The 23,065-nt window shown below is 58.0% G+C and carries 32 protein-coding genes and 1 tRNA gene; 20 read left to right on the top strand and 13 right to left on the bottom strand.

The window, feature by feature from the left end; genetic code table 11:
- Nucleotides 1-168: a hypothetical protein gene (locus tag CHC01_RS32460; protein WP_176454552.1), complete on the top strand. Its 168-nt coding sequence runs from the start codon at nt 1-3 to the stop codon at nt 166-168.
- Between the two features lie 223 nt (nt 169-391).
- On the top strand, nt 392-577 hold the full coding sequence (locus tag CHC01_RS31885) for a hypothetical protein (RefSeq protein ID WP_139069921.1): 186 nt from the start codon (nt 392-394) through the stop codon (nt 575-577).
- A 124-nt stretch (nt 578-701) separates the two neighbouring features.
- On the opposite strand, the gene CHC01_RS10580 is transcribed toward CHC01_RS31885, so the two are convergent.
- Complete coding sequence (locus CHC01_RS10580; RefSeq protein ID WP_089264243.1) at nt 702-1,028, bottom strand: hypothetical protein; 327 nt, start codon at nt 1,026-1,028, stop codon at nt 702-704.
- Entirely contained in the window at nt 1,025-1,273 is a 249-nt protein-coding gene (locus tag CHC01_RS31880) for a hypothetical protein (RefSeq protein ID WP_141137079.1), read from the bottom strand. The genes CHC01_RS10580 and CHC01_RS31880 overlap by 4 nt, the downstream gene beginning before the upstream one ends.
- A gap of 222 nt (nt 1,274-1,495) precedes the next feature.
- On the opposite strand from CHC01_RS31880, the gene CHC01_RS10570 reads away from it, so the two are divergent.
- Both CHC01_RS10570 and CHC01_RS10565 read left to right on the top strand, forming a co-directional pair.
- A complete protein-coding gene (locus CHC01_RS10570; RefSeq protein WP_089264241.1) occupies nt 1,496-1,741 on the top strand; it encodes a hypothetical protein in 246 nt (81 codons plus the stop codon).
- A 96-nt stretch (nt 1,742-1,837) separates the two neighbouring features.
- Nucleotides 1,838-2,203 (top strand): PRC-barrel domain-containing protein, encoded by a 366-nt coding sequence (locus CHC01_RS10565; protein WP_089264240.1) that lies wholly within the window; start codon nt 1,838-1,840, stop codon nt 2,201-2,203.
- Nucleotides 2,204-2,283: 80 nt separating this feature from the next.
- Here CHC01_RS10565 and CHC01_RS10560 read toward each other — a convergent pair whose 3' ends face one another.
- Entirely contained in the window at nt 2,284-2,457 is a 174-nt protein-coding gene (locus CHC01_RS10560) for a DUF3606 domain-containing protein (RefSeq protein ID WP_089264239.1), read from the bottom strand.
- A gap of 255 nt (nt 2,458-2,712) precedes the next feature.
- Here CHC01_RS10560 and CHC01_RS32455 point away from each other — a divergent pair, with 255 nt between their 5' ends.
- The gene (locus CHC01_RS32455) at nt 2,713-2,880 is read left to right on the top strand and encodes a hypothetical protein (protein ID WP_170849665.1); all 168 of its coding nucleotides are present in this window, start codon (nt 2,713-2,715) and stop codon (nt 2,878-2,880) included.
- A 30-nt stretch (nt 2,881-2,910) separates the two neighbouring features.
- On the opposite strand, the gene CHC01_RS10555 is transcribed toward CHC01_RS32455, so the two are convergent.
- Nucleotides 2,911-3,132, bottom strand: coding sequence for a hypothetical protein (locus CHC01_RS10555; RefSeq protein ID WP_141137078.1), 222 nt, complete (start codon nt 3,130-3,132; stop codon nt 2,911-2,913).
- A gap of 73 nt (nt 3,133-3,205) precedes the next feature.
- Here CHC01_RS10555 and CHC01_RS31875 point away from each other — a divergent pair, with 73 nt between their 5' ends.
- Entirely contained in the window at nt 3,206-3,418 is a 213-nt protein-coding gene (locus tag CHC01_RS31875; protein ID WP_141137077.1) for a hypothetical protein, read from the top strand.
- 12 nt (nt 3,419-3,430) lie between these two features.
- Here the strand turns inward: CHC01_RS31875 and CHC01_RS10550 are convergent, their stop codons facing one another.
- The gene (locus CHC01_RS10550; RefSeq protein ID WP_141137076.1) at nt 3,431-3,616 is read right to left on the bottom strand and encodes a hypothetical protein; all 186 of its coding nucleotides are present in this window, start codon (nt 3,614-3,616) and stop codon (nt 3,431-3,433) included.
- A gap of 496 nt (nt 3,617-4,112) precedes the next feature.
- Between CHC01_RS10550 and CHC01_RS10540 the strand changes: the two genes are divergently transcribed.
- The 4 genes from CHC01_RS10540 (at nt 4,113) to CHC01_RS10525 (ending at nt 6,534) form a co-directional block, all read left to right on the top strand.
- Nucleotides 4,113-4,637 (top strand): PAS domain-containing protein, encoded by a 525-nt coding sequence (locus CHC01_RS10540; protein ID WP_089264235.1) that lies wholly within the window; start codon nt 4,113-4,115, stop codon nt 4,635-4,637.
- A 163-nt stretch (nt 4,638-4,800) separates the two neighbouring features.
- The gene (locus tag CHC01_RS10535; RefSeq protein ID WP_244558297.1) at nt 4,801-4,968 is read left to right on the top strand and encodes a hypothetical protein; all 168 of its coding nucleotides are present in this window, start codon (nt 4,801-4,803) and stop codon (nt 4,966-4,968) included.
- A 138-nt stretch (nt 4,969-5,106) separates the two neighbouring features.
- Entirely contained in the window at nt 5,107-5,556 is a 450-nt protein-coding gene (locus CHC01_RS10530) for a VOC family protein (protein ID WP_089264233.1), read from the top strand.
- 330 nt (nt 5,557-5,886) lie between these two features.
- Nucleotides 5,887-6,534 (top strand): glutathione S-transferase family protein, encoded by a 648-nt coding sequence (locus CHC01_RS10525; protein ID WP_089264232.1) that lies wholly within the window; start codon nt 5,887-5,889, stop codon nt 6,532-6,534.
- A gap of 21 nt (nt 6,535-6,555) precedes the next feature.
- On the opposite strand, the gene CHC01_RS32450 is transcribed toward CHC01_RS10525, so the two are convergent.
- Nucleotides 6,556-6,708, bottom strand: coding sequence for a hypothetical protein (locus CHC01_RS32450; RefSeq protein ID WP_089264231.1), 153 nt, complete (start codon nt 6,706-6,708; stop codon nt 6,556-6,558).
- 12 nt (nt 6,709-6,720) lie between these two features.
- Nucleotides 6,721-6,975 carry a PilZ domain-containing protein gene (locus CHC01_RS10515; protein ID WP_089264230.1) on the bottom strand — a complete coding sequence of 85 codons (255 nt, stop codon included), beginning with the start codon at nt 6,973-6,975 and terminating at the stop codon, nt 6,721-6,723.
- A 329-nt stretch (nt 6,976-7,304) separates the two neighbouring features.
- On the opposite strand from CHC01_RS10515, the gene CHC01_RS10510 reads away from it, so the two are divergent.
- The 5 genes from CHC01_RS10510 (at nt 7,305) to CHC01_RS10490 (ending at nt 11,541) form a co-directional block, all read left to right on the top strand.
- A tRNA-Glu gene (locus CHC01_RS10510) sits at nt 7,305-7,379 on the top strand.
- A 1,311-nt stretch (nt 7,380-8,690) separates the two neighbouring features.
- Nucleotides 8,691-9,395 carry a helix-turn-helix domain-containing protein gene (locus tag CHC01_RS10505; protein ID WP_089264229.1) on the top strand — a complete coding sequence of 235 codons (705 nt, stop codon included), beginning with the start codon at nt 8,691-8,693 and terminating at the stop codon, nt 9,393-9,395.
- A 10-nt stretch (nt 9,396-9,405) separates the two neighbouring features.
- Nucleotides 9,406-9,834 (top strand): DnaA N-terminal domain-containing protein, encoded by a 429-nt coding sequence (locus CHC01_RS10500; protein ID WP_089264228.1) that lies wholly within the window; start codon nt 9,406-9,408, stop codon nt 9,832-9,834.
- A gap of 467 nt (nt 9,835-10,301) precedes the next feature.
- A complete protein-coding gene (locus tag CHC01_RS10495) occupies nt 10,302-10,916 on the top strand; it encodes a hypothetical protein (protein ID WP_089264227.1) in 615 nt (204 codons plus the stop codon).
- Between the two features lie 214 nt (nt 10,917-11,130).
- Nucleotides 11,131-11,541, top strand: coding sequence for a response regulator (locus tag CHC01_RS10490; protein WP_089264226.1), 411 nt, complete (start codon nt 11,131-11,133; stop codon nt 11,539-11,541).
- Nucleotides 11,542-11,550: 9 nt separating this feature from the next.
- Here CHC01_RS10490 and CHC01_RS10485 read toward each other — a convergent pair whose 3' ends face one another.
- The 3 genes from CHC01_RS10485 to CHC01_RS10480 all read right to left on the bottom strand — a co-directional run bounded on the left by CHC01_RS10485 (nt 11,551) and on the right by CHC01_RS10480 (nt 15,181).
- The gene (locus CHC01_RS10485; protein WP_089264225.1) at nt 11,551-13,473 is read right to left on the bottom strand and encodes an HWE histidine kinase domain-containing protein; all 1,923 of its coding nucleotides are present in this window, start codon (nt 13,471-13,473) and stop codon (nt 11,551-11,553) included.
- 377 nt (nt 13,474-13,850) lie between these two features.
- A complete protein-coding gene (locus CHC01_RS33385; RefSeq protein ID WP_349636614.1) occupies nt 13,851-14,186 on the bottom strand; it encodes a hypothetical protein in 336 nt (111 codons plus the stop codon).
- Nucleotides 14,177-15,181, bottom strand: a complete 1,005-nt coding sequence (locus CHC01_RS10480) for a TAXI family TRAP transporter solute-binding subunit (RefSeq protein ID WP_349636613.1) — start codon at nt 15,179-15,181, stop codon at nt 14,177-14,179. The genes CHC01_RS33385 and CHC01_RS10480 overlap by 10 nt, the downstream gene beginning before the upstream one ends.
- 214 nt (nt 15,182-15,395) lie before the next feature.
- Between CHC01_RS10480 and CHC01_RS10475 the strand changes: the two genes are divergently transcribed.
- Complete coding sequence (locus tag CHC01_RS10475) at nt 15,396-15,710, top strand: HdeA/HdeB family chaperone (protein ID WP_089264224.1); 315 nt, start codon at nt 15,396-15,398, stop codon at nt 15,708-15,710.
- Nucleotides 15,711-15,855: 145 nt separating this feature from the next.
- Here CHC01_RS10475 and CHC01_RS10470 read toward each other — a convergent pair whose 3' ends face one another.
- The 3 genes from CHC01_RS10470 to CHC01_RS32445 form a co-directional block, all read right to left on the bottom strand.
- Nucleotides 15,856-16,119, bottom strand: coding sequence for a hypothetical protein (locus CHC01_RS10470; RefSeq protein ID WP_089264690.1), 264 nt, complete (start codon nt 16,117-16,119; stop codon nt 15,856-15,858).
- A 73-nt stretch (nt 16,120-16,192) separates the two neighbouring features.
- Nucleotides 16,193-16,876, bottom strand: coding sequence for a hypothetical protein (locus CHC01_RS10465; RefSeq protein ID WP_089264223.1), 684 nt, complete (start codon nt 16,874-16,876; stop codon nt 16,193-16,195).
- A 49-nt stretch (nt 16,877-16,925) separates the two neighbouring features.
- On the bottom strand, nt 16,926-17,099 hold the full coding sequence (locus CHC01_RS32445) for a hypothetical protein (protein WP_170849664.1): 174 nt from the start codon (nt 17,097-17,099) through the stop codon (nt 16,926-16,928).
- Nucleotides 17,100-17,391: 292 nt separating this feature from the next.
- Here CHC01_RS32445 and pflB point away from each other — a divergent pair, with 292 nt between their 5' ends.
- Genes pflB through CHC01_RS10445 form a run of 4 tightly spaced genes read left to right on the top strand, consistent with a single transcriptional unit; the run spans nt 17,392 to nt 23,045 of the window.
- Nucleotides 17,392-19,662, top strand: coding sequence for a formate C-acetyltransferase (gene pflB / locus CHC01_RS10460; protein WP_089264222.1), 2,271 nt, complete (start codon nt 17,392-17,394; stop codon nt 19,660-19,662).
- A gap of 12 nt (nt 19,663-19,674) precedes the next feature.
- Nucleotides 19,675-20,502, top strand: a complete 828-nt coding sequence (pflA, locus tag CHC01_RS10455) for a pyruvate formate-lyase-activating protein (protein WP_089264221.1) — start codon at nt 19,675-19,677, stop codon at nt 20,500-20,502.
- A 37-nt stretch (nt 20,503-20,539) separates the two neighbouring features.
- On the top strand, nt 20,540-22,144 hold the full coding sequence (locus CHC01_RS10450) for an aspartate:alanine exchanger family transporter (RefSeq protein ID WP_089264220.1): 1,605 nt from the start codon (nt 20,540-20,542) through the stop codon (nt 22,142-22,144).
- 31 nt (nt 22,145-22,175) lie between these two features.
- Nucleotides 22,176-23,045, top strand: coding sequence for a formate/nitrite transporter family protein (locus tag CHC01_RS10445; RefSeq protein WP_089264219.1), 870 nt, complete (start codon nt 22,176-22,178; stop codon nt 23,043-23,045).
- Nucleotides 23,046-23,065: the final 20 nt, after the last annotated feature.

Raw genomic sequence — 23,065 nt, 5'->3', positions numbered from 1 at the left:
ATGGATTTGCAGGCACGTATCGACCTTTGGAAAAGCATCGATCCGGATCCGGAATTCTGCCGCAAGGCAGAACGAGAAATGCTGCTGTTGAGTTGTCAGGACGAAGACTGGGTCAACGTGCGGATGCGGGATTTCGAACAGGCGCTTGCGTTGGAGAGTGCTGAATAACGGAACCCTTTGGCGTCGGCGGCGTTACGTCTGCGCTGGAATATCCAACCTCGCTTCACAGCGGTGATGCGAGGTTTTGTTTTGCCGGTGATTCGGTGTGGGAGATCTCAGCTTGTGTGAGCGTCGCGCGCTGCAACTTATCCACCGGTCGCCTTGCAAAGATCGGATTGATGCCGCATTCGGCATCGATGCTCTCCTTGGGGAGCGAAACGAAGAGAAGAGAATGAACGAAGAAAGAATTTCAGCGGCACGCGCCGACATGGAACGCCGGGTGGCAGAATTTCGCGAGAAACAGGCGAAGTTCCAGCGCGAACGTGAAGACTATTACGAGACCACGATCGAAAAGGTACGGGCAACCGACTGGAACGAGTTCGTGACACCCCGTCAGGAGCGCCGTGTGCGGCACTAGCTACGATCTGCTCGCAGCAGCGACCAATAAAAAGCCCGCCATTTCTGGCGGGCTTTTTATTGAATGCGCGTCACGCGCGTGCAGCGCAATAGGCCCGAAGCAATGCTCCGGGCCGTGTTCGGCCCTACCAATAACCATAGCTGCGATAGTAACGCGGGCCATAGGCATAGGGGCCGGGACCATAGTAACCGCCATAGTAAGCCGGACGGTAATAGCGCGGTCGGTAATAGCCGTAGCCGGGACCGTAGCCATAATAGCGTGGGCCATATCCGTATCCGTACGGTCCGTACGCACCATAGGCCCCGGCGGCCAGCGCACCTGCGGCAATACCAAAGCCGATTGCGGGACCCGGTCCCCAACCTCTACCCCATCCGCGCGCTTCAGCAGGCGCCGTCATGGCGGTCGTGCCGATGGCTGCGACAGTGGCCAGGATCAATGCTGCCTTTTTCATGTGATACCCTTTCTGTTCACCACCGGCCAAATAACGCCAAGCTTTTTTGTTGGTTTCAGGGCCTGTAAGATTTCACCGCTCGGGTTCCAGACCGGAGGTGCGTCATGATGCCCATTCGCTATCGCCGTGCGCAGCTCGCACGCCAGCTTCAGGCCTTTCACGCGGCGCACCCCGAATTCATCCGAGAGCGGCTTCGCGCTTTCGATGAACACAACGGACGCGACAAGATGATTCCAGTGACGCATCGCAAAATGAAACCGTCACCCTATACGCGTCGCTTCGCTACGCTCCCCCGCGACAAGGCGCCGATTAGCTCCGGGTGAAGCCTTAACGCGCCCCACATCGGCTTCACGTTTCATTCACCATGAGGGGCCGGTTATCGGAACGGCTCGCAAAGCCGACGCTTTCCTCTCCATGAATGTACGCGGTGTCGCACGGACACACGTGCGAGCAGTGGAGTAATGGCGATGATTGAACAGATCGCAAAGATCGACAAGGCGCTCGATGAATTGCTCGTCGGCCTTGGCCAGATGGTGCTGCGCTTGTCGAGTCCGCATGTCACGCGTACGCGCGAAGAACGCGAGGCTCTTGCGCGCTCCGTCAATCAGTTCTCAACCTGCGCAGCCCGCTCCAGCGATCCGCGGGTCCTCAAGCTTGCTGACGACTTGCAAAATACGCTGAAGCCGCGCCTGCGTCTCGTGGCCAGTCGCTGACGACGCTGGGCGTCCCAAAACATTTGCAGGGCAACGACGTAGGAACGTTTCTCCCTTTTACCTGTTGGCCAGACACAACCAAAAGGGAGGCTCTACATGCCCATCGAAGCAAGTGAACAAGGTAACCTGATTGGCAGCGACAAGGTCGAAGGCACCGCAGTGTTCGGCGCTGACGACCAGAAGATCGGTTCAATCGAGCGCGTGATGATCGACAAGAAGAGTGGCCGGGTATCCTACGCTGTGCTCAGCTTTGGCGGCTTTCTCGGCATCGGCGACGATCACTATCCCCTGCCCTGGCAGTCGCTGAAATATGACACCGCACTGGGCGGTTATCGCACTGGCGTAACGCAGCAGCAGCTGGAGAACGCTCCCAAATACGGCAACGACAATAGTTGGAATTGGGCTGACACATCGCGGGCCCGCGCGGTGAACGATTACTACGGCGTTCCCATGGGCATCTGACGCCAGGGATATACCACACAGCAGAACGGCACCCGATCGGGTGCCGTTCTTGTTTGTTCACCCAGTCCGATGCATCGGCTCTAGTGCGCCAGTTCCTTGCGCACTGCCGCAGCCGCATTGCCGACTTTCTCTACTGTTGCCTGCAGCTTCTCGCGGGACACACCGAGCTGATGGGTCCAGTATTTCACCTCATGCGCCTCGTGCATGTTGATCTTGCTGCGATCCGGCTGACCCTTGTTCTTCCGGTCGTCCATCGTCGTCGGCCTCTTCAATTAACTGGTTGATGTACATGGCGAGCTGCTCGCCGGCGTCATTGAAATCTTCGTCCACGCAAGGTGTCCCATATGCCGTTTGGTGAGTGCAAAACATGCACGACTGTGACTTGTTCCGGGCGCCGCGCACCTGCCACACAAGCAATCGTTCAAATGCCGGAGATTCCGCCAACCCGGCTTTAACTGCACTTCCAGAGCTCGGAGAACCCCATCGCACCCGCGGCATTATGGGAGATGATGTCCACAGCCCTTGTCGTTCAAACCGTCGAACTGAGGCCGAACCCGCCGCCTTACGGTCGGCTGTCATTGCGCACGGGGGCATGGGACCAGTTGCAGGCGAAACGGGCCTATGACGACCATCACGAGCCGCCGGAGGCGCCGGTCGAGCTCGACAAGAAGGTCTGAGGTAGCCAGCAGTCCGCGGCGATCCACGCTCTAGTGCGAAACACCCCCACCAATGCCGACGCTCCCGCCGACCCTGATGCAGGTCGACGTCCCCTCAACCTGGACGAAGCCGGCGCCGTATTGCTTACACGGATCTGCTTTTCGTGGTGCCGGCGTCATGCTCTGCTTCGTTGCCACTGGCTTCTTCGACGCCGCAGCGAAGGCCTGCAGCGGGATGACAGCGATCAACAGTCCAACAACGATAATTCTCATGGTCTTCCCTCGCCGCTTGTATGCGGTCGTATAGCTCATTGGAACGAATGCCGCAGTGCGGTGTTTCCATGGCATGGGACCGAGAGAAGAAGATAATGGCGTATTGCTGCTCAGCGCGGTCGCGCTTGTCTGCGGAATGATCGCCTTCGTACCGTGGCTCCTCGAGCCGACACCCGCTGTTGCAAGCAAAAACGCCCAGCATGTCGCCTATGAACGACCTGTGTCGCAAGAGCCGGTGCGCGTGATCATGCCCTTTAGCCCGAACACCACGCCAAGCCAGCGTTGACGATTTGCTTGGCTAGTTGGCAGCCAGGGGCTGGCCGGCGGTGCGAGTGAGCTTGTCGGCTTTCAGCAGGACATGGTCCGTTGCCGGCTGCGGCCGGGCGAAGAAGCTCACGGCGACAAAGGCTGCGCAGAACAGAAATCCTACCAGCATCACCCGTCGATGCGTCGGCTTGTCGGCATTGTGAAACGAAGCGGACATGGTCACTCCCTCGATGGGAAATGAATAGCTCACTCTTATTTCCGCGCAATCATACTCTGGTTTTAACCTAACCGATGAAGGTTACTTGGCCGATCGGATTTTAACGAAGCCGTTGTGGACTGTTAATTTCCGGCGCTCCCGCGATCAAACTAAACTACAGAACCGCATCGCGAAGCCATCCTGGCCGGTTCGTTATTTCCCGGCTGTTGTTACTTCTTATCGACGTTGTCCTGCGAAATCGGCGGAGTGCAAGTCTCCTTCGCATACTTCTCAGCGAGTTCGAATATTTCGCGACGGCGCTCCGGCTCGTTAATGGTGAGGTAAGTCACAACCATTTTTAAGGCCTCCTCGTCCGAAGCCCTTCCAAACCGCCACACGAGTAACACTCCCAAGTTGTACAGAAAGGTTTCGGAACCTTTTCCCTGTACGTTGAATTGAATGCCCATCAATATACGCAATATTACGGTCAGTTGGCCAATAAGTTCCGGGAGCGGTGATGATTGTCGGTCGGCCCATCTCGGAGATCTGCAGGGAGCTCGCCATCTCGGCGCAGGCGGGCCATCACACAGTTCTCGCGCAGATCCTGCGGATGGCTTCGCTCGAAGCCGCCCAGAGCGGCGTGCGTCATCATGAAGGCGATTCCAGTATCCAGGATCGATTGGTCGGCACCTGGGACTGGGACATCGCCAATGACCGCGTCTATGCAGACAGCAAATTCGCCCGTCTGTTCGGCGTCAATGCGGATTTGGCCTCGCGGGGCACGCCATTACAGGACTGGCTGGATGCCATTCATCCGGACGACATCGATGATGTCGCCGCCGCTATCAATCGCTCACTGACGACCGGTCAGGTGTTCTCCCGTGAATATCGCGTCGTCTCTCACGGCGACACGCACTGGGTCTATGCGCGCGGCAAGTGCACGCTCGATTCGTCGGGCAAGGCGGTTCGGTTTCCCGGCGCCATCGTCGACATCACGCGGGAGAAGATCGATGACCATCATTTCAGTATCGTCCCGACCTAGTCCCGTACGGTTCGAGATTGCCCTTTACGACAGCGTTGCCGATAAAATGCTGCGGTCACGGCTTAATACATCGTCGCCGGGAACGTAGCCTTGCGCTGCCGGTTATGCCCGCATGGCAAGGAAATTTTTTAGCGTCGTCGTCGTTCGCTCCGTCGAGGAATCCGTGGAGATCGTCGTGGAGGCCAAGAGCGCCGATGACGCCCATGTGGCGGCCATTCAGCATTTGCAAAAAAACGGTGACGAATATGCGTGGGAGAAGCCGCGCAAGGATTTGACCGTCTGGCACAAGCGGGAAATCGATACGCCCGCCATCGTGGATGTCAGCGCCTGAGCGCAACGCTCTTCACAATTCAGATGGTGCGCCCTCTTTCTCAAGACGACATCTGCCATTTGTCTTGTTTAGCTGCTATGGCAAGCGCCGCTGCCCTAGTGGTTGCACGCTTGTGTCGATCCCATGGAGACAATCCCAATGCGCTACCTTCACACCATGCTGCGCGTCCGCAATCTGGATGCGGCCCTGAAATTCTATGCCGATGCGCTCGGGCTCAAGGAAGTCCGCCGGGTCGACAACGACAAGGCGAAATTCACTCTGGTGTTCTTGTGCGCCGCCGAAGACGAGGCGTTGCTTGCCAAGACCAAGGGACGAGGCGCGCCGCTGGTCGAACTCACTTACAACTGGGACGAAGAGAAATATGGCGAGGATCGCTATTTCGGTCATCTCGCTTATGAGGTCGACGACATCTATGCGACCTGCGACCGGTTGATGAAGCTCGGCATCACCATCAATCGTCCGCCGCGCGATGGCCAGATGGCCTTCGTTCGCTCGCCCGATCTGCATTCCATCGAGCTTCTGCAGAAAGGCGACGCACTGCCGCCGCAGGAGCCATGGTCGTCAATGCCCAACACCGGACATTGGTAACTCACAAAACGCATCGCTGCAGGTGCAGCGGTGGAACGCCATGAGCAGTGCCGCGTTGTTGATGCGATACTGATTTCATGGAGGCTGAGACAATGGGACGTGGAATTCTGCTCTGGCTGCTGGGTGTACCGATTCCGGTGATCATTCTGCTGTGGCTCTTCTTCGGTCGCTGACGCCTCCCAAGCTGAACCCATGAACAGGCCTCGCTCACGCGGGGCCTGTTTCGTTTGCGGGCTCGCTCCTTTGTGAGAGGTCAGCACGAGACCGGCCTTGCGATGGCGGCGCGTTGCTGGCTAAACCTGCGGCGCTTATTCGCCAGCGAGGTTCATCGTGCCACAGACTCCCACTCCATCCCTGCAGATCTGGGGCCGCGCCAATTCGGTCAATGTGCAAAAGGTTCTGTGGTGCTGCCATGAACTCGACGTCGCCTATGAGCGCATCGATGCCGGCATGCAATTTGGCCGCAACAACGAGGCCGACTATCTGGCGATGAATCCCAACGGCCGCGTGCCCACCTTGGTGCAAGGCGATTTCGTGCTGTGGGAATCCAATTCCATCATGCGCTATGTCGCCCTGGCCTATGGCGCTACATCGCGCCTCTACCCATCCACGCCAAAGGTGCGCGCCGGGATGGAGCGCTGGCTCGACTGGACACTGACGACATTGCAGCCGGCCGAGCGCCCGTTGTTTTGGGGACTGGTGCGGACGCCCGTCGCCGACCGCGACATGGCCGCGCTGCAGAAGGCCGCGGATGCCAATGCGGCGCTGTGGGAGATGGTCGACCGGCAACTTTCCCATCAGACCTGGATGGAAGGCGACGATTTCAGTCTCGCCGATATCGCCATCGGTTGCTATGCGCGGCGATGGTTCGGCGTCGAGGGTGTCACGCGCCCTGCACTTCCGCATCTGCAACGCTGGTATCAGGTGATCTCGGCACGGCCCGGCTTCCAGACCTATGTCGCGCCGCCGCTCTCCTGATCGCAGGCGTTCGCTTGAACGTTAGTTCAGCGAGCGTTCGAGCAGCAGGATGCCCATGATCACCACCAGCGTGATCGCGGCCACGATAAGGCGCGTGGACCAGTTCATGCCACGGCCGATCCACCACAGCAGCGCGCAGCCCATCAAGACGGGAATGACGATATCGGGACGCACGATGGTGCAGCCCTATGCGATGAAGCGAACGCCCAGCGTCTTGCCGCGGCGCCAGACCACTTCACACGTACGCCCGGTGCGCGCGTCGCGCGAGAAGGCCAGCTTCATCTTGTTGGGAACTGACGTGGGATCGTCGACGACGACTTTCGCGCCGGAGGTCGAGAGATCCAACACATTGCATTGCCGGGCCGCGAATCCACCGTCCAGCGTGATCCATGCGGCCTGGTGTACGGACCGGCGTGTGTCGCGTTTTTTCGTCACTGCCATCGCATCACTCCACGCCCCCGTGAGAGAGCCTTAAGCCTGCATGCTTTAAGAACCGTTGAGAGGTGCAGAAGAGTTCGAAATGTCCTGTGTACAAGGTCCGTGCGCCGCGCGTGGGGATCATCCACCTGATCCCTCACCGCCCACTTGCCGACCCGAACAAACGTCACTATACGTTCGGCCGCTGGCACCAAACTGATTTGCTTTCGGTCGGTGCCGCCCGCGATAGATCAGCCCTAAAGCTTTGATGTTGCGGCGATTTTAGAAATAGCCGTGCAGAACCGCGGTATCCTTGGCCTGATTTCGGGCCGCTGGATCGGCCGGGGTTTTTTGCTCCCTTCGTCTATCGGTTAGGACGCCACCCTTTCACGGTGGAGAGAGCGGTTCGATTCCGCTAGGGAGCGCCAAAGCTCTTGTTCCTAAGAAATTCCCCAACAAAATCAAGCACGCAGCTGACGCCCGTTTGCCGTGTTGGACGTTTTGTTGGACGTTTTCAGCGAACTTTGTTCTCGATCCGTTCACGATCTATTATGGTCGAGTGACGGCCAGGTCGCAGCTCGCCGCCCTCGATTTCCTAAGTTACCTGTTCCGTTGCGGAACGGGTAAAAGCCGATCTTGTCGTAATGCAGGGTGGCGATGGCCGCGCAGTTCCTGCACCCCCGATCAGTTCTTCGCGTTATTCGAAGCACGACAACGGCCTGTCATAATTGCCCTTCTCTAAGGTCCGAGTGAACGGCTGACCGGGATGATCCGTGCGCCTCTTCGTGCCGGGCCTTTTGCTTTCCCGCAGAGGTGACAGGCCGCATTGGTTTTGCAGCTTAGAACAGAGCACACTACTGAACCGCCGCCCTGCCCGGATTCACGCAATAAAACTCCTCCCGGAACAGTTTCTGCCGATGTCGCTCGCTATCGCACGAAGAAATGTTCCTCAATTGAACAATTCTTTTCTCCGGCCAGGACTAGCTGTCAAATTCATTAGCGAGCATCTCGGGCGGCCCTTTCGATGCGCACGACGGCAATCTGCCAATGAAAACCTTTAGGTATTACGGCGCTCGACAAAAAGCGCCGAATCAGTGTTTTCATCCGACTTCGGACGCCTGCAACCGGTCATCGTCACCGAGGAGCAGATCTATCCGGTCTTACATCCCACGGATGTCGGAACGGATCGTGAGGAGCCATACGGCTTCGGCGCACTCATCGGCCTCGCGGAGGCAATGAGACGCGCGAAGCGCGCCGTGAATTCTCCTGCAGAATGCAACTTCATTGTGAAGCGTGCTGGTCACGCATGTCGTTCAGCTGCTGCTATCAACAGGCGGCAAATTCGCCCCGTTCAATGGGAGCATCAACAGCGTTGACACGAAGGACGGACTCAGTATTTTCATCCACGCATTCTCGCGCGAGACGCCTTTTCCAACTGGAAGAGAGTCAGGTTGAGCTGGAAGACGTGCCGACCGGTACGAAGGACAGGTCAACGTGGATCAGATAAAGATCCAGGCGCAACGCCAACGCTCCATGAGCTTGGCGAAACGAAATGCATTTCGCTCAAGCCCGGCTCATCGCCGGGCTTTCGCGTTTCTAGAGCATGGTGTGTGGGCTCTGTTCCACGCTTCTCGGTCATTCCTGCGTGGACGTCGCGGCCTCTATTACGAGCGCCGCCTCTGAATGCGTCACGCAACGGCCGGAAATCCCAAAAAACTGCTCAATCGGAACGAGCGTCGATGACTATAATCAGAAGAAAGCACAGTTCCCGCTACGCGTCGTTTCCAAATTCGATCTGGGAAGACGGCAGGATCGGCGTCGATGAAAAAGGCGTCCTGGGATATCTGCTGTCGCGACCTCCGAATTGGAGTGTGCATCTGTCGCAGGTCGGACGGGTCATGGGTGTTGGCAAGGATCGCATGCAGCGAATCTTTCGCACCCTGATTGCTGCCGGTTACGTCACGCGCGAAACGATCCGCAATGAAAATGGTTCGTTCGTCGCGCTCGAGTATGTGATCCGTGACGAGCCCGCACCCGTGACGGACGCCGATGATGACGCAGGCGATATTGCAAGACACGCTGTGGCATTTCTACCGCAGCCTGAATACCCGGCTCCGGCCGACCCGGCGCCGGCTAGGGCGGCTGCATATAAAGGAATGAAGATACTAAATACTGATTATACTAAACCTTCTTCTTATACCGAGAGCTCTACTGCTGCGCGCGCGCGACCTCCTTCAACACCGCCTCCTGTCCGATCTGAGGCGCTGCAGTCTCAAATTGCTGGCCGTCTGGGTCGCGGTGACGTTGCCCTTGGCTGGGAATTGCTCGGCGAACTCGCTCCAAGCCGGTTGGACCAACTGACCGCACAACAGCGATCTGGCAGCCTTTCCGAAGAAAGCCTCGCAAGGGTGCGTCTCGAACTGATGAGTCGGACACCGGCATGAAGGCATTTCGATGGATCGACTATCGCGCCTGGCAGACACGCTTCACAAGGTCGATGATGCCGATGCGAAGTTTTTGGCGAGGTTGATCAAGGGTTTCGTGCACGTCATCGACGATGCCGTGCGCTCAACCAACCCGGCCCAGTCAGACGCGGTGCCCGCCGCTCAACCCAATCCTTTCCATCGGCCGGACATGCATCCACTGCTGGCCGCAGTGGTGGCGCGTCTACGGAAGAGGCTTGGCGATGAGGTGTGCCGCGCGTGGATCGCGAAGCTGAAGTTCCAAGGCGAGAGGGCGGATGTTGTCACGCTGACTGCACCGACCAGCTTCATCGCTGACCACGTCAATGCTCAGTTCGGTCTGACGCTGCTCGATGCGTGGCAAGCGGAAAAGTCAACCGTCATGCGGGTGGTGGTTCGTCCTGCCCCACCTGATCCGTAGCGACCGACGGGCGCTGACGAAGTAGGCGATTGGGCGGAACATGAGTGCTAGCGCATCAGCGAACTGGTCGGTTCCACACCCCTTCTGATGTCGAACGTGGGCTTCCACCGCTCCCGCATCGCGCGACTGGACAGAGCCTGCCAGCATGTTGCGCAGACGCCCCCCCCCCGGTGTAGGGACCGTATGCCCGGTTTTTCGTGCTACACGGGGTCGCAGCCCCTAGCATTTTGTCAGTAGATCACCTCGCAAGCGGTACACGCGTGCACGCGTTCACACGTGTGTTTCCACGTATAACTCTGGCCGAGCCTCCCCGTGACCTCCCGCAGGACGGTCACCTTGGCGATGCCGCCAGCCGATTTGCGCTGGCGGCCTCGAGACAGATAAATGCAGCGCCCCTTCATAAACTGCCCCCCGTCCGTGATCCGGGCTCGGGCCGATCGCCCGCTTCTCTTGTTCGTGACCGTGACGTGACTCGGAAGCGCCTGGTGCGGTGCGCGGCCGCCACCCATGCAGGCGCTGACGCCTGGAGCGCATTCACGAACAATAGCTGGAACGTCGGGCTCCAGGCTGACATATACCGCCAGAACGGCGGCCTGATCCCGACGATTATGATACAGGAGACTTTAACGCGCTCCGTGCCCGACGCTTCACTGGCGACGACGTCTTTCAACAACGTCATCGAAGCGGATTACGCTCTGAACGATGACGAGACGTGTGGAATGCTGGCCGCCTTTCAATACACAAAGGTGGCAGCCGGTACTGTCTTGGCCACCGTCAATGCAAACCTGATCGGCTACGTCGGCGGCTACTACCAGTGGGACAACAATTGGAAGCTCACCGGTCGCGTCGGGGTTCAGTCTTTCGGAGGCGCACGGCTCCTCAATTTTAATCCAATTGCATCGTTCACTCAGCCACTACTCCGTATAGACCTAGACCAGTTAAATGACAGTGATAACCATTTGTTCGGCGCCTCGTTACAGGTCTCCTGGGTGCCGAAGCCTTCTTATCAATTGACCTTCAGAACACCGTTATACATTGTAAGGAACTTGACACTGAATAGCGTTCCTTCCACGAGGCTCTGAACTCGGAAATCTGCTGGTGAACAGTTGAAACTGGCGGGGATTTGCCACTTTACGATTGCAGCGACAAGGGTGTGGGCCTCAGAAAGGGCATTCGTCGGCATAGGCTTTCCCGCTTCCGGAACAAGCACGGATTTGAGCGTTAGCGGTCCGATAATCGCTGGCGTGGCAGCAATGAAGACAGGTCACAACAGATACCATTGCGCAGGGATCCAACATGGCGCTGATCGGTCACCAACCCATTGCAAGCGGACCGTCGGAACTGAAAGGCACACATATCCTATTGGTTGAAGACTCTTGGCAACTCGGCAATGCTATGAAACGACTGCTTCGCTTATTGGGAGCGGATGTATCCGGTCCAGCTGCTACCATAGCCGACGCCGAGCGCCTGATTGCCGAAGATGCTCCCGATGTTGGCATCATCGATATCAATCTCCGAGACGGCGAGCGGTCTAACGACTTGATTGATCGCTTGCACGAACTTTGTATTCCCGTTCTCGTCGTCACAGGTTACTCGTCCGTCTCTCTACCTCCCGGCAAGGCCGAGGCCATTCTGACGAAACCCGTAAGAGCGGAAACACTTCTCGCGATGTTGCGCCCTATCCTTAACAGACAGAAGGAACTATGAGAGGTCCTTTCACGTGGCATCGGCTATGCCTGTTTTGAGTGGTATCTCGATTGTACAGGATATACCCTCAGACGAAAATGCAAGGTTGACCGTACCACCGAGCTCATGCGGGATGAGACTGCAAATGAGGCTTGTTCCGTATCCTTCCTGAGGCGGAGCCTCTACCGGTGGACCCCCTGTCTCGCGCCACACGATGTTCAAAACTTTCGCGGCGCCTCCATTACTGCGGGAGCCCCAGCTGACGGACACCCGGCCTTGCGGGATCGACAGTGCGCCATATTTGGATGCATTCGTCACAAGCTCGTGCAACACCATCCCCAGCGCCTCAACTGCCACGGCGTTGAGCGCGATATCGGGTCCGCAAGTCGTCGTGTTTGCTTTCGTCGCATAGGGCGCCAACTGGAGGCGGACAATATCCGCGACGCGAACTCGCTCCCACTTATTCTGGCTTAACAACTCATGGGCAATTGCCATGCTTTGAATGCGCTGATCGAGGGATTGGACAAATTCGTCCATCGTACTGCTGCCCTGTCTCGTGCACATGGCGACCGCCCCGACCCGCGCAAGCACATTTTTGACGCGGTGATCAAGCTCTGCCACCAGCAACCGTTGATGCTCCTCAGCTCGCTTGCGTTCCGTTATATCGCGGGTCAGGCCCCTGATGCACATGCATTCCCCGGCTTGGTCGAACTCGGCCGTTGCCGTTTCTTCAAGCCACATTTCCCGACCGTCGGGGTGCATCACTCGAAAGGTGATTGCATACGAAGGCTTGTCCGGCCGGACATTGTTCACCTGCGACTTGAAGCCAGCGCGGTCATCAGGGTGAACCAGCGCGAAAAAGCGAATTGTTGTTAACGGAACTTGTGGGTCGCAGCCAAGTACGTTCGCAGCGTTTTCACTGTGACGCGACAAGCCGGTGCGAGCGTCCCATTCGAAGGCCATTACCGCACCGGCCTCCAACGCCTCTTCCAACCGGGCTGCAACCTCGCTGACCGCTGCCTCGTGCTCACGCCGCTCTGCGAACAGAGAGGCAAGAACCAGCGCGCAGAGCGACGTTGTCAGGATGGCGGCTTGCGCGCCCACGACGCGTTCGTCTATCGGCAGATAAGGGGTGCCGAAATACCCAATGTCAAAGGCTATAGTCCACACGATTGTCAGCGCAAAGATGAATGCTGCTGCCGCGGCGAACATCGGTTGGCAACGGGCCGTCAGCAGCAGCAATAGCGGGAACAGCAACGCGATGGGCACCAAATGCGCCCATGATCCGTGCGGCGGAAAGACAACAAGGGCGCCCAGCACAGTTATTGCCAAGAGCAGTAATGATCCTTCCACAGCCTCGTTTGCCGACGGCGGATTGCGCACGGCCGCGCCCGTTCCGATCAGCAACGGCGCAAAGGTTACGATGCCGAGCGCGGCTGACGCAAACCAGTGCTCCCAAATGGTCAAGATCGGTGCTGTCGAATCCTGGAACAATTTGAACCCCAAGGTCCCGCCGATCCCTGAGATAGCGCTCGCGAAAACCGCTGCCGCGAGCAACTCGAGGACATGTCGCAACCGGTCGAGAGCGAAACCCGAACCAAATCTGTGCTGAATAAGTCCAGCGGCAAGCAATGCCTCACCGGCATTGCACAGAGCGAAGATGACAGAGCCTGCCAAGGTTCTGTCTCCTGACATATTGGCTGCAATCGTTGCCGCGGCCGTCCCGATCGCAACTGGCAATTTGGCACGGGGACCAAGCGCTATCAGGGCTCCGGTGGCAACACCGGAAGCCGGCCAGAACACAGCCACGCCATCAGGCTTTGTCAGCAGAGTAAGACCGAGCCGCGCCGCTAGAAAAAACGTGAAGCCAACCGCCACGGTCACGCCAATCGCGGTGACCCATTGCCGGGTCGGATCAACTGCCCCTAGCCGCCCCACGCCATTGCCAGTCAAAAGTGCCTCCGCCCTGGAATGATCCCCGCCCTAACATCAAAGCATGGGAGGCAATCCCCAGCTAGAGCGTCAGTTACAAATACGTCGCGACATTCGTTCTGGATCATTCTCGACCGGGCCGACGGCAGTTATGGCGCTGCCCGAGATGTTCGCGAATTCTGAAACCGGAGCCACGAAATCCACGGGGTCTGGCTGAGGTGATGCCAGCGAGACACCCCGCATTTTCCTGTTCTTAAAACGATGGAAGTCGACTACCTTTCGCCCTACTAGCACTTTTGCCTGATTGCGTTCGGTCGACCGAAGCTACGAGCGGTACGCCGCACACGGCAGGCAACCTCGAGAGCGGCCTGCGCTCGCGCAACGCGGGCGGGTTTGCATTACGCCTGTTCTCCAGACGCGCCAGTTCGCTGCGCCCCCACCAACAGCTTGCGATCGTGGATCAGGTTTTCCAACCGATGGGCTGCCACGTTTAGCGCAACAACATCGCGGGCCTCCTCATCGCTCGACGCGCGCTTTAATTGTTGCGTCTGAAGCACGCCGTCGATCTCGCGCTCGATTTCGTCGAGTTCGGCCTCATCGCTGCTGCCACGGATACGCCGTCCGAGTGCATAGAGTACATCCAGCGCTTCCTCTTGGGTCAGCGGCGGCTTCGCCCACAGGAACTTCCAGGATGCACCGAACACGGACGCGAGCGCGCCCACGATCATGGGCACCAAAAGATTATGTTGCCCCATTTGTCCAGAAAACTCACCTGCGTGCCGTTGTAGAATTCGGCCGCCCCCGGGTGCGCCGGCAGATAGGCAGACGCGTCTGTATCGGCCGCCGAGACCTGAGCCAAGATTGGCAATTCGGCCAATAAGTCGCGCCGCGCTTTCATCACGGATTCCGTAAGGTCGGCCACGAGATCGCTGCTGAGCGTCTTTTGCGCAACCAGATAGAATGAGGTTCGTAGCGTCGTGACGTCCTCCGCCGGATTGGGCGGTGAGCCTCGCAGCGTACCTTTTGGAATGTCAAAGGACTCGTACGCCCGCTCCTTCTGGGCAATAGCCGGAGCCGATTCGATCGGGATCAGTGTTGGGCCGGATTTCCCGGCCTGCGGGAACAGACTGCGCAGAAGCGACAGATACTTTTCCGCAAGCGGCATCACGATCAATATAGCGCGCACTTCCTTGGAGTCGATCATGCGTCGCGCGTCAGCCAACCCAATATTTTTGAAGACGACCCCTGATCGCGTGAGGTCATATTCGTCGATCAAAACTTTTACGAGCCGCTGATTGATATCGCCGCCAACCACGCCGACGTTGGCGCGCTTCAGGCCTGCGATGTCAGCAATAGGGGAGCCCGGCGGGGCGACCAGCAGAGCCACCGTATGCGCCACAACGGCGACCGCTTGCGCATGCGAAAGGTCTCCAACGTCCCCCCTGACCACGGCAAGATCCACCGTGCCGGAAGAAAATGCATCGGCCGCTTCGGCAGCGCCTGGTGCCTCAACGATGTTGAGCCGCACCGGCGCCTTCTGCTGCGCCAGTTTGCTAGCCAAAGCAGCGACCAACCTGCTCGCCTCGCCATCCAGTGACCCCACCGCGATGGAGAGGATTGTAGGCCGGGCATGCCAGTGCCAGGCAAATAGCCCGGCGCTCGTTATCAGAACGACGGCGCCTGCGACCAAAGTGATCCGCAGCCAGATGGGTAGCTTGATCGCGTCCATGCTGCGTGTCTCGCACAAAAACTCCTCCGCTGCGGCTCTGTGACCGTAAAAAGAGAAGTGTCAGCCTGCTGCCAGGAAATGACCGACACTAATGGACTCCTGACCAAACCGCCCATTGATTCAGATCAAGTCCGGGTAGCCGCAACCAGCGGAATCTGCCCGCCTAGGCATAGCGCGGCCGCTTGGTCGCGAATGAAACGATGCAGAGGGCAGCATGCATAAATTACTCGTTGCGACCACGGTCATATCATCATTGGCTGCGCCGGCCGCTGCAGAGGACAAGATGGTCGTCGACATGAGCAAGATGAGCTGCAGTGAATTGACTAAGCTCGGCTTCCAGGATTTCTCCGGCATCGCCATGTGGCTGAGCGGCTACTACAATGCGAGCGTTCGCAATACCACCATCGACCTCTATCAATTCGCGCAAGCCACTAAGGTGGTGAAAGACTATTGTTCGATAAACCCACGCGCAACGGTGGTGTCCGGCGTTGAACGGGCGCTCGGCATCAAGATGCCACGACCGCGGTAGAGAGTATCGCTGCTAACACCTAAGCCCGGACAAGAAGTGAGCATCGAGTGACCGCTTTAGGCACGTCGTGATTTCGTGGAGCTCATCTATTCATCGCCGGTACTGGCTGTCGAGTAAGACGATAGCGATATCGTGGCGGCACGATCTATTTCGGAAGGCATTCCACATTAAACGCAATGATGATCTGCGCGGGGTCGGCCTTGCCGACACTCTTCAGGTCTTCAAGCCCGCTTTTCAACTTGGCTCCCGCCTCCTTTAAGCTGCCTTCAAGCATCAGCTTGGCCTTCTCGCATCGTTGCTCGTTGGAGAACTCCTGAAACACGACAGTTGGAAGAAGTCTCCATTCCGATCTGTCGTTTGTCACCGCAGGGCTAACTGAGTAGGAAAAGACGTACATCAGAATCCACATCGACATGCTCCATCTATGATGCGATAGCGATGATGGCCTTGCGTCTGTGCTACCATCAATAAACCAATACGCCTCAATTTTGCGGCGGCAGCGCCTCCGAACTAGGAACGGGCCGCCTGTCGTACAGGACGGACGCGCTGACGACCAAGACCCACAGTGGGAAAACGAGCAAGCTTCCATCGAAGTAGTTGCTACCAAGCAGAAGAACAGCTGCGATGATATATCCGCCGACCGCCAGCCAACGCGGCGTCAAACGGGTATAGATAGCAATAGTCGATGTCGTGATCATGAAGACGGCCGCCGTCTTCGCCAAATAGATGTTGACCATCCCGTAGGCTAAGCCGCGCCCGAAGTGAAACGTCGCAGAGTGAATGAGCAACTCGGGCGCCGCGTGGAACGCAATGATGATCGCACCAACAACCGAGGCCGCGGCGAAGAGCATGGCCAACATCAGAAATCCGCTTCCTAAGAAGATCGTAGCAAAAAAACGATCTTCCCGTGCCCCGAGTCGATCGCGAAGAACTCCCACGAACCATAGAAAAGCTATCCCGGCGAATGGCACTAGGTTCATGGCCAGCGTGACATAACCGGTGTCTCCCGCAAGCCAAGCTCCCCGTTCGAAAGGATCGGAGGGGACTGAGAGTCGCATGAGCCCAAACACTGCAAACAACAGGACCGAGAATATGATCCCGGCAAACGCTGCGGCCTTTGGCGTTCTCAGATAGGCGTCCGTTAAAGGCGGCTCGCTCGGAATCACAGCGAAGCTCCCGAGAAGGAAGAGATCGAAAGTCTTTGTCTCGCACGCACTAGTCGCGCTTGGGCGGCTGCTGACCTAGCCGCAGACGCTGCGCTCTCATTCGTTTTATCTCTTCATTCAGCGCATCGCTCTTTTCGTCGCGTACTGCGCTATCCGATTTTGCATCGTTCTCACGCAGTTTACTCAACGCTTTCTCTACGGAGAGTTTGGGTGTTTCAGCCATTCGGAACCCTCTTTCAATTCACACAACGCCAAGAGCCGTTTCTCCCCTACAAGTTCGCAGCACATATCAGGCGGTCCCGCCGCATCGCTGCAAGACCAGCCCCCCTAAACTGAGTGACCGCTCGGGCGGGTCGACGGAGAGGCAAGAACTCTGTGGACACAACTGCGCTTGGCTCAGCGTTGGCTTGATCTAGATCAAGCATCGGTAGTCCGGCTGGGCCAACATCCGAGACACTTGCTCGCGCAAAATTCAACCCATCGGCACAGCAACCGAGAAAGCACCGGAGGAAACCATGAAAGCAAGTGCTGCTCTCAGGAAGGAAGCTGACACCAAAGATTGCTGGAAGGGGTTCCGGCCAGGAGACTGGCAGTCTTCGATCAATGTGCGCGATTTTATTGTCCGGAACGTTACGCCTTATACCGGTAGCGAGACTTTCCTGGCAGCTCCATCGCAGCGCACAAAGGCGGTATGGGCGAAACTGCAGCCTTACTTTTCGGATGAGAGAAAGAAGGGCGTGCTTGCGGTAGATGCGGCCTCTCCTTCCACTATGCTGGCACACAAAGCTGGCTATATCGATCGCGACAACGAAGTCATTGTCGGCCTGCAGACGGATGAGCCCTTCAAGCGAGCGATCTTCCCGTTTGGCGGCCTGAGGATGGTTGAGAACGGTTTGCAAGCTGCCGGCTTCGAACCTGACGCGCGCGTGCACGAGGCATTCACGAGATATCGTAAGTCGCACAATGATGGCGTGTTCGACGCCTATACGCCCGAGATCATGAACTGTCGGAGATCCGGGATCGTTACCGGTCTGCCTGACTCTTACGGGCGCGGCCGCATCATTGGTGATTATCGCCGTTTGGCTCTTTACGGGATCGACCGTCTCCTTGAGGTCAAGCAGGCAGAACGCGCCCAGATCGACGACATGTGGCCAACCGACGAAATCATTCGGATGCGCGAAGAACTCTCGGAGCAGATGCGTGCGCTCGGCGATCTGGCTGCCATGGCGAAGCTCTACGGGAGCGACGTATCCAAGCCAGCAGCGAATGCACATGAAGCATTCCAGTGGACGTATTTCGCCTATCTTGGCGCGATCAAGGAGGCAAACGGCGCCGCGATGTCGATCGGCCGTATATCGAGCTTCCTCGATATCTTCATCGAGCGCGACCTGAAAGGCGGCATTCTGGACGAAACCGGGGCCCAGGAGCTCTGGGACCAGCTTGTCCAGAAGCTCCGCATCGTCCGCTTCCTCCGTACCCCTGACTATGATGCGTTGTTCAGCGGCGACCCCTACTGGGCGACCGAATGCGTTGGCGGCATGGATTTGGACGGGCGGGCTCTGGTGACCCGAAGCAGCTACCGGATGCTGCACACGCTCTACAATCTCGGTCCGGCACCCGAGCCGAATATCACGGTGCTCTGGTCGACCAAGATGCCCGCCCCCTTCAAGCGATACTGCGTGAGAGTCAGCAAGGACACCTCCTCACTTCAGTACGAGAATGACGATTTGATGCGACCTTTCTGGGGGGACGATTACGGCATTGCCTGCTGTGTTTCGGCAATGCGCCTCGGAAAGCAGATGCAGTTCTTTGGAGCGCGGGTCAATCTGGCGAAAGCACTGCTCTATGCCATCAACGGCGGCCGAGACGAAGTATCTGGCGAGCAGGTCGCGCCTCAGTCGCAGCCCGTTGCGGGCGACTTCCTCGACTACGACGATGTGATGGGCAAGTTCGATACAACGATGGAGTGGCTCGCCAAGATTTACGTCCACGCCATGAACTGCATCCACTATATGCACGACAAGTACTTCTATGAGCGTCTGGAGATGGCGCTTCACGACCGCGACATCCTGCGGACGATGGCGTTCGGCATAGCAGGCCTCTCGGTGGTTGCCGATAGTCTCAGCGCTATGAAGTACGGAACAGTACGCGTCGTGCGAGACGCGACGGGACTTGTGGTTGACTACCAGAACGAGGGTAACAAGTCGACGCCGCAGTTCGGTAACAACGACGACCGGGTCGATCAGATCGCCTCTAGCCTCGTCACGCGTTTCATGGAGAAAATCCGTAAGCATCCGACCTACCGGAACGCGACACACACCCAGAGCGTGCTCACGATTACGTCCAACGTCGTCTACGGCAAAGCCACCGGAAACACCCCGGACGGACGGCGGAAAGGAGAGCCGTTCGGACCTGGCGCGAACCCAATGCATGGACGCGATAGCCACGGTTGGCTCGCGTCCTGCCTCTCGGTCGCGAAGCTACCCTACAAGGATGCGCAGGACGGCATCAGCTACACAGTTTCGGTCGCTCCCCAGAAGGCTCATCTGTCGGAAGACCAACTCGTGGATGAAGCAGTCAAGGCATTCGACGTGTACTTCGATCGAGGCGGGTTCCATATGAACCTGAACGTCATCGACAAGGAAACGCTCGAGGACGCGATGAAAAACCCCGACAAGTATCCGCAACTTACGATCCGGGTCTCGGGTTATGCCGTGAATTTTGTCCGACTGACGCCGGAGCAGCAACGCGACGTGATCAGCCGCACCTTCCACGGCCAGATCTGAGCGAGGTGCACCATGTCAACGGTGCAGACACTGGAGCCGGGAAGTCGTCATGACCTCCGGGTGGGGATTTCACCCGACGCGCCCGATGAGGACAAATTTAAGGACCAGGAAGGCACGTTCGGATACTGCCATTCCTATGAGACGTCCTCTCGCTACGACGGCCCCGGCTTGCGCACCGTGCTGTTCGTCTCGGGCTGCCTTCTGCGATGCACCTATTGTCACAATCCGGACACTTGGCACCTCAAGGACGGCACCTACGTCTCGGCCGCCCACGTGCTCCGCCGCCTTGCCGATTTCGCGCCCTCCCTTCGGGCACTTGGCGGCGGACTAACCATCTCGGGTGGCGAGCCGATGGTACAGCGCGCGTTCACCCAGCAAATATTTGCCGGCGCCAAGAAGATGGGCCTGCACACGGCTGTTCAGACTTCCGGCTTCCTCGGCGATCACGCGGACGATACCTATCTGTCCGAGATCGACCTCGTCCTTCTCGACATCAAGAGTTCGGATCCCGAAACATATCGCCGAACTACCGGCCGCGACATCGCGCCAACGCTTCGTCTTGCCGAGCGCTTGGCGTCGATGTCGAAGCCGGTTTGGGTTCGCTTCACCCTCGTCCCAGGCGAGAATGACGATCCTGCGAATGTCGATGGCATCGCGCGATTTGTCGCGCCGATGAAGAACGTCGAGTGGGTGGAAGTACAACCTTTCCACCAGATGGGCGCGTTCAAGTGGAAGGCGATGGGTCTCGAATACAAGCTTGCTGACACGCTGCCGCCCAGTCGGGATCTGGTGAACCGGGTGCTCGGACAGTTCCGTGCTGCGGGATGCAAGGCGCGCTGATCCATCAGTTGTTCGACAGATTTGGGAGTAGAGATACATGTTGGATTTCGCGCGCGACATCATCGGAAGCCAGCCGATCTTGACGGCCTTTCTCGCGATTGGATTAGGTTACCTCGTCGGCCAGATCAGCATCGCCGGATTTTCCATGGGCGTCGGAGCCGTTCTTTTTGTCGGCCTCGGGATCGGGGCCTTTGCACCTAAAGCCCAAATCATTGGCCCAATTGGCCTGACCGGTCTGATCATGTTCCTCTACGGGATCGGCATACTCTACGGCCGCCAGTTCTTCGAGGGCATGAGCGGAGTTGGGCAGAAATACAATCTGCTGGCCCTCGTTGCGTGCCTGACGGGTTTGGCCGTAGCGCTTGGGCTGGGGCACATTTTTAACATCAAAATTGGGCATACCCTCGGGCTATATGCGGGATCGATGACAAGCACGGCATCACTTCAAGCTGCGCTTGACGTGATGAAGAACAAGGATCCGTCGATAGGGTACTCGATCGCATATCCGTTTGGCGTCATCGGTCCAATCCTGTGCATCTATTTTATGACGCGGCTCGTTAAGCCCACGTTCCCGGCCAAGGCCCAGCATTTCCATATGGGCGAAATCACAATCGGCGAGAACTTTTCCGGTGTGACGCTTGGAGACCTCGCCGCTGACTCTCTCGCCGAGCTGCAGATCACGATGGTCCGTCAGAACGGCCGCAACGTCGTTCCGACCGACGGCACCATTCTGAATGCGGGAGACGCCCTGCTCGTCGTCGCCGATCGCAAAGAGGAAATCGCACTGGCGGCTGAACGTCTTGGCCGACTCGAACCGGGCCGGCTCGCGAGCGACCGCGCCGACCTCGATTACATCCGGGTCTTCGTTGGCAAGGCCAGCACGGTCGGCGTACCGCTTTCGAAGCTGCCAATGCCGCCCGGCGTGCCAGCGCATATCTTACACGTGCGGCGCTACGATGCTGACCTCGTTCCGTCTCCCGACCTCATGCTGGAGTTTGGCGATCGTGTCGGGGTCCTGACGCCACCCCACAAGAAAGAAGACATCCGCAAACACTTTGGCGACTCCATCAAAGCGACCGCTGATTTCAGCTATGTTTCGCTCGGTCTCGGCATGGTGATGGGCGTCCTTCTCGGTCTGATTCCCATACCAATTCCGGGTGTGGGTATTGTAACGCTCGGAATCGGCGGTGGCCCGCTAATCGTTGCGCTCATTCTTGGCAAGCTCCGCCGCACCGGACCTATGCTGTGGACCATGCCTTTGCCCGCGAATATCGTTCTTCGGAACTTTGGTCTCGCGATTTTTCTCGCGACCGTCGGGGTTAATTCCGGACAGCCCTTTGTCCGCACCGTGGCGGAATCCGGATTCACAATGCTGTTCATCGGCGTTGCCATACTTCTGACGACGGTGTTCATCGTTCTCATCGTCGGCCACTACGTTCTGAAAATGCCATACGATGATCTGGTCGGCGTCGCATCCGGCGCAACCGGAAACCCTGCCATCCTGGTCTATTCAACGAAGATGGCGCCGACCGAACGCCCGGACATCGGCTACGCCATGATCTTCCCGTCGATGACACTTGTGAAAGTGATCGCGGCGCAGATCGTCGGGCTTTTGACGATAGGCAGTACAGGCGGGCAATAGCGCCGGTGACGACGATCGAGGAGAAGCAGCAATGCCCGATCGCATTCGCGCGTCGCAACCGCCTATCTTTAATCTGCAGGCTTACAGCCCCGCAGAAATCAAGGAAGCTGTCGAAAAGGTCGGGATAAAGAAAGCCACCTTGCCGTTTCTGGCCTCCTTCATGCTGGCGGTCATCGGGGGCGGCAGCGTCGGATTCGGCGCCCTTTACTATACGATCATTGCCAGTGACGCAGATCTTAGCTTCGCGACTATACGCGTCGTCGGCGGGCTAGTGTTCTCCCTCGGATTGGCGCTTGTTCTAGTTGGAGGCGCCGAACTGTTCACGGGCAACAACCTGATCGTCATGGCGTGGGCGAGCGGAAAGGTATCTACGGCGGCGATGCTCCGCAACTGGGCTACCGTCTATTTCGGAAATTTCCTCGGATCACTTGGACTAGTTCTGCTGGTCTTTCTCTCACATCACCCGGACATGAATGATGGCCGCATCGGCCTTTCGATACTGAATACGGCCGCCGGAAAAGTTCGCCCCGATATGATGACACTGTTCTTCAAAGGCATCCTTTGCAACGTGCTCGTTTGCGCGGCGGTGTGGCTTGCTTACGCTGGCCGGTCGGTTACCGACAAGATCGTTGCAGTCATCCTGCCCGTGTCTGCTTTCATAGCAGCCGGGTTCGAACACTGCGTTGCCAACATGTATTTCCTCCCCTTGGCGTGGCTGCTGGTCCAGTCCGGTCACGCGCCAACGAATTTCGACACCTCATCCATCACCATGTCCGGGATATTCCACAACCTGTTGCCGGTAACACTCGGCAACATCATAGGCGGCGCCGGTTTTGTTGGTGCGGCCTACTGGGCAATCTACCGCGCCGCGTTCGGCGCATCGGACCGAGATCAGAAATAGCAGGCGAGATTTCCACACTC

Source organism: Tardiphaga sp. OK246 (assembly GCF_900188215.1).
Lineage (GTDB): Bacteria > Pseudomonadota > Alphaproteobacteria > Rhizobiales > Xanthobacteraceae > Tardiphaga > Tardiphaga robiniae.
This window is presented reverse-complemented; position numbering and strand designations above follow the sequence as displayed.

Coding starts and splice junctions, on each gene's coding strand:
- CHC01_RS32460 (WP_176454552.1), top strand. CDS start 1: ATGGATTTGCAGGCACGTATCGACCTTTGGAAAAGCATCGATCCGGAT.
- CHC01_RS31885 (WP_139069921.1), top strand. CDS start 392: ATGAACGAAGAAAGAATTTCAGCGGCACGCGCCGACATGGAACGCCGG.
- CHC01_RS10580 (WP_089264243.1), bottom strand. CDS start 1,028: ATGAAAAAGGCAGCATTGATCCTGGCCACTGTCGCAGCCATCGGCACG.
- CHC01_RS31880 (WP_141137079.1), bottom strand. CDS start 1,273: ATGCGTCACTGGAATCATCTTGTCGCGTCCGTTGTGTTCATCGAAAGC.
- CHC01_RS10570 (WP_089264241.1), top strand. CDS start 1,496: ATGATTGAACAGATCGCAAAGATCGACAAGGCGCTCGATGAATTGCTC.
- CHC01_RS10565 (WP_089264240.1), top strand. CDS start 1,838: ATGCCCATCGAAGCAAGTGAACAAGGTAACCTGATTGGCAGCGACAAG.
- CHC01_RS10560 (WP_089264239.1), bottom strand. CDS start 2,457: ATGGACGACCGGAAGAACAAGGGTCAGCCGGATCGCAGCAAGATCAAC.
- CHC01_RS32455 (WP_170849665.1), top strand. CDS start 2,713: ATGTCCACAGCCCTTGTCGTTCAAACCGTCGAACTGAGGCCGAACCCG.
- CHC01_RS10555 (WP_141137078.1), bottom strand. CDS start 3,132: ATGAGAATTATCGTTGTTGGACTGTTGATCGCTGTCATCCCGCTGCAG.
- CHC01_RS31875 (WP_141137077.1), top strand. CDS start 3,206: ATGGGACCGAGAGAAGAAGATAATGGCGTATTGCTGCTCAGCGCGGTC.
- CHC01_RS10550 (WP_141137076.1), bottom strand. CDS start 3,616: ATGTCCGCTTCGTTTCACAATGCCGACAAGCCGACGCATCGACGGGTG.
- CHC01_RS10540 (WP_089264235.1), top strand. CDS start 4,113: ATGATTGTCGGTCGGCCCATCTCGGAGATCTGCAGGGAGCTCGCCATC.
- CHC01_RS10530 (WP_089264233.1), top strand. CDS start 5,107: ATGCGCTACCTTCACACCATGCTGCGCGTCCGCAATCTGGATGCGGCC.
- CHC01_RS10515 (WP_089264230.1), bottom strand. CDS start 6,975: ATGGCAGTGACGAAAAAACGCGACACACGCCGGTCCGTACACCAGGCC.
- CHC01_RS10505 (WP_089264229.1), top strand. CDS start 8,691: ATGACTATAATCAGAAGAAAGCACAGTTCCCGCTACGCGTCGTTTCCA.
- CHC01_RS10500 (WP_089264228.1), top strand. CDS start 9,406: ATGGATCGACTATCGCGCCTGGCAGACACGCTTCACAAGGTCGATGAT.
- CHC01_RS10490 (WP_089264226.1), top strand. CDS start 11,131: ATGGCGCTGATCGGTCACCAACCCATTGCAAGCGGACCGTCGGAACTG.
- CHC01_RS10480 (WP_349636613.1), bottom strand. CDS start 15,181: ATGGACGCGATCAAGCTACCCATCTGGCTGCGGATCACTTTGGTCGCA.
- CHC01_RS10475 (WP_089264224.1), top strand. CDS start 15,396: ATGCATAAATTACTCGTTGCGACCACGGTCATATCATCATTGGCTGCG.
- CHC01_RS10470 (WP_089264690.1), bottom strand. CDS start 16,119: ATGTGGATTCTGATGTACGTCTTTTCCTACTCAGTTAGCCCTGCGGTG.
- CHC01_RS32445 (WP_170849664.1), bottom strand. CDS start 17,099: ATGGCTGAAACACCCAAACTCTCCGTAGAGAAAGCGTTGAGTAAACTG.
- pflB (WP_089264222.1), top strand. CDS start 17,392: ATGAAAGCAAGTGCTGCTCTCAGGAAGGAAGCTGACACCAAAGATTGC.
- pflA (WP_089264221.1), top strand. CDS start 19,675: ATGTCAACGGTGCAGACACTGGAGCCGGGAAGTCGTCATGACCTCCGG.
- CHC01_RS10450 (WP_089264220.1), top strand. CDS start 20,540: ATGTTGGATTTCGCGCGCGACATCATCGGAAGCCAGCCGATCTTGACG.
- CHC01_RS10445 (WP_089264219.1), top strand. CDS start 22,176: ATGCCCGATCGCATTCGCGCGTCGCAACCGCCTATCTTTAATCTGCAG.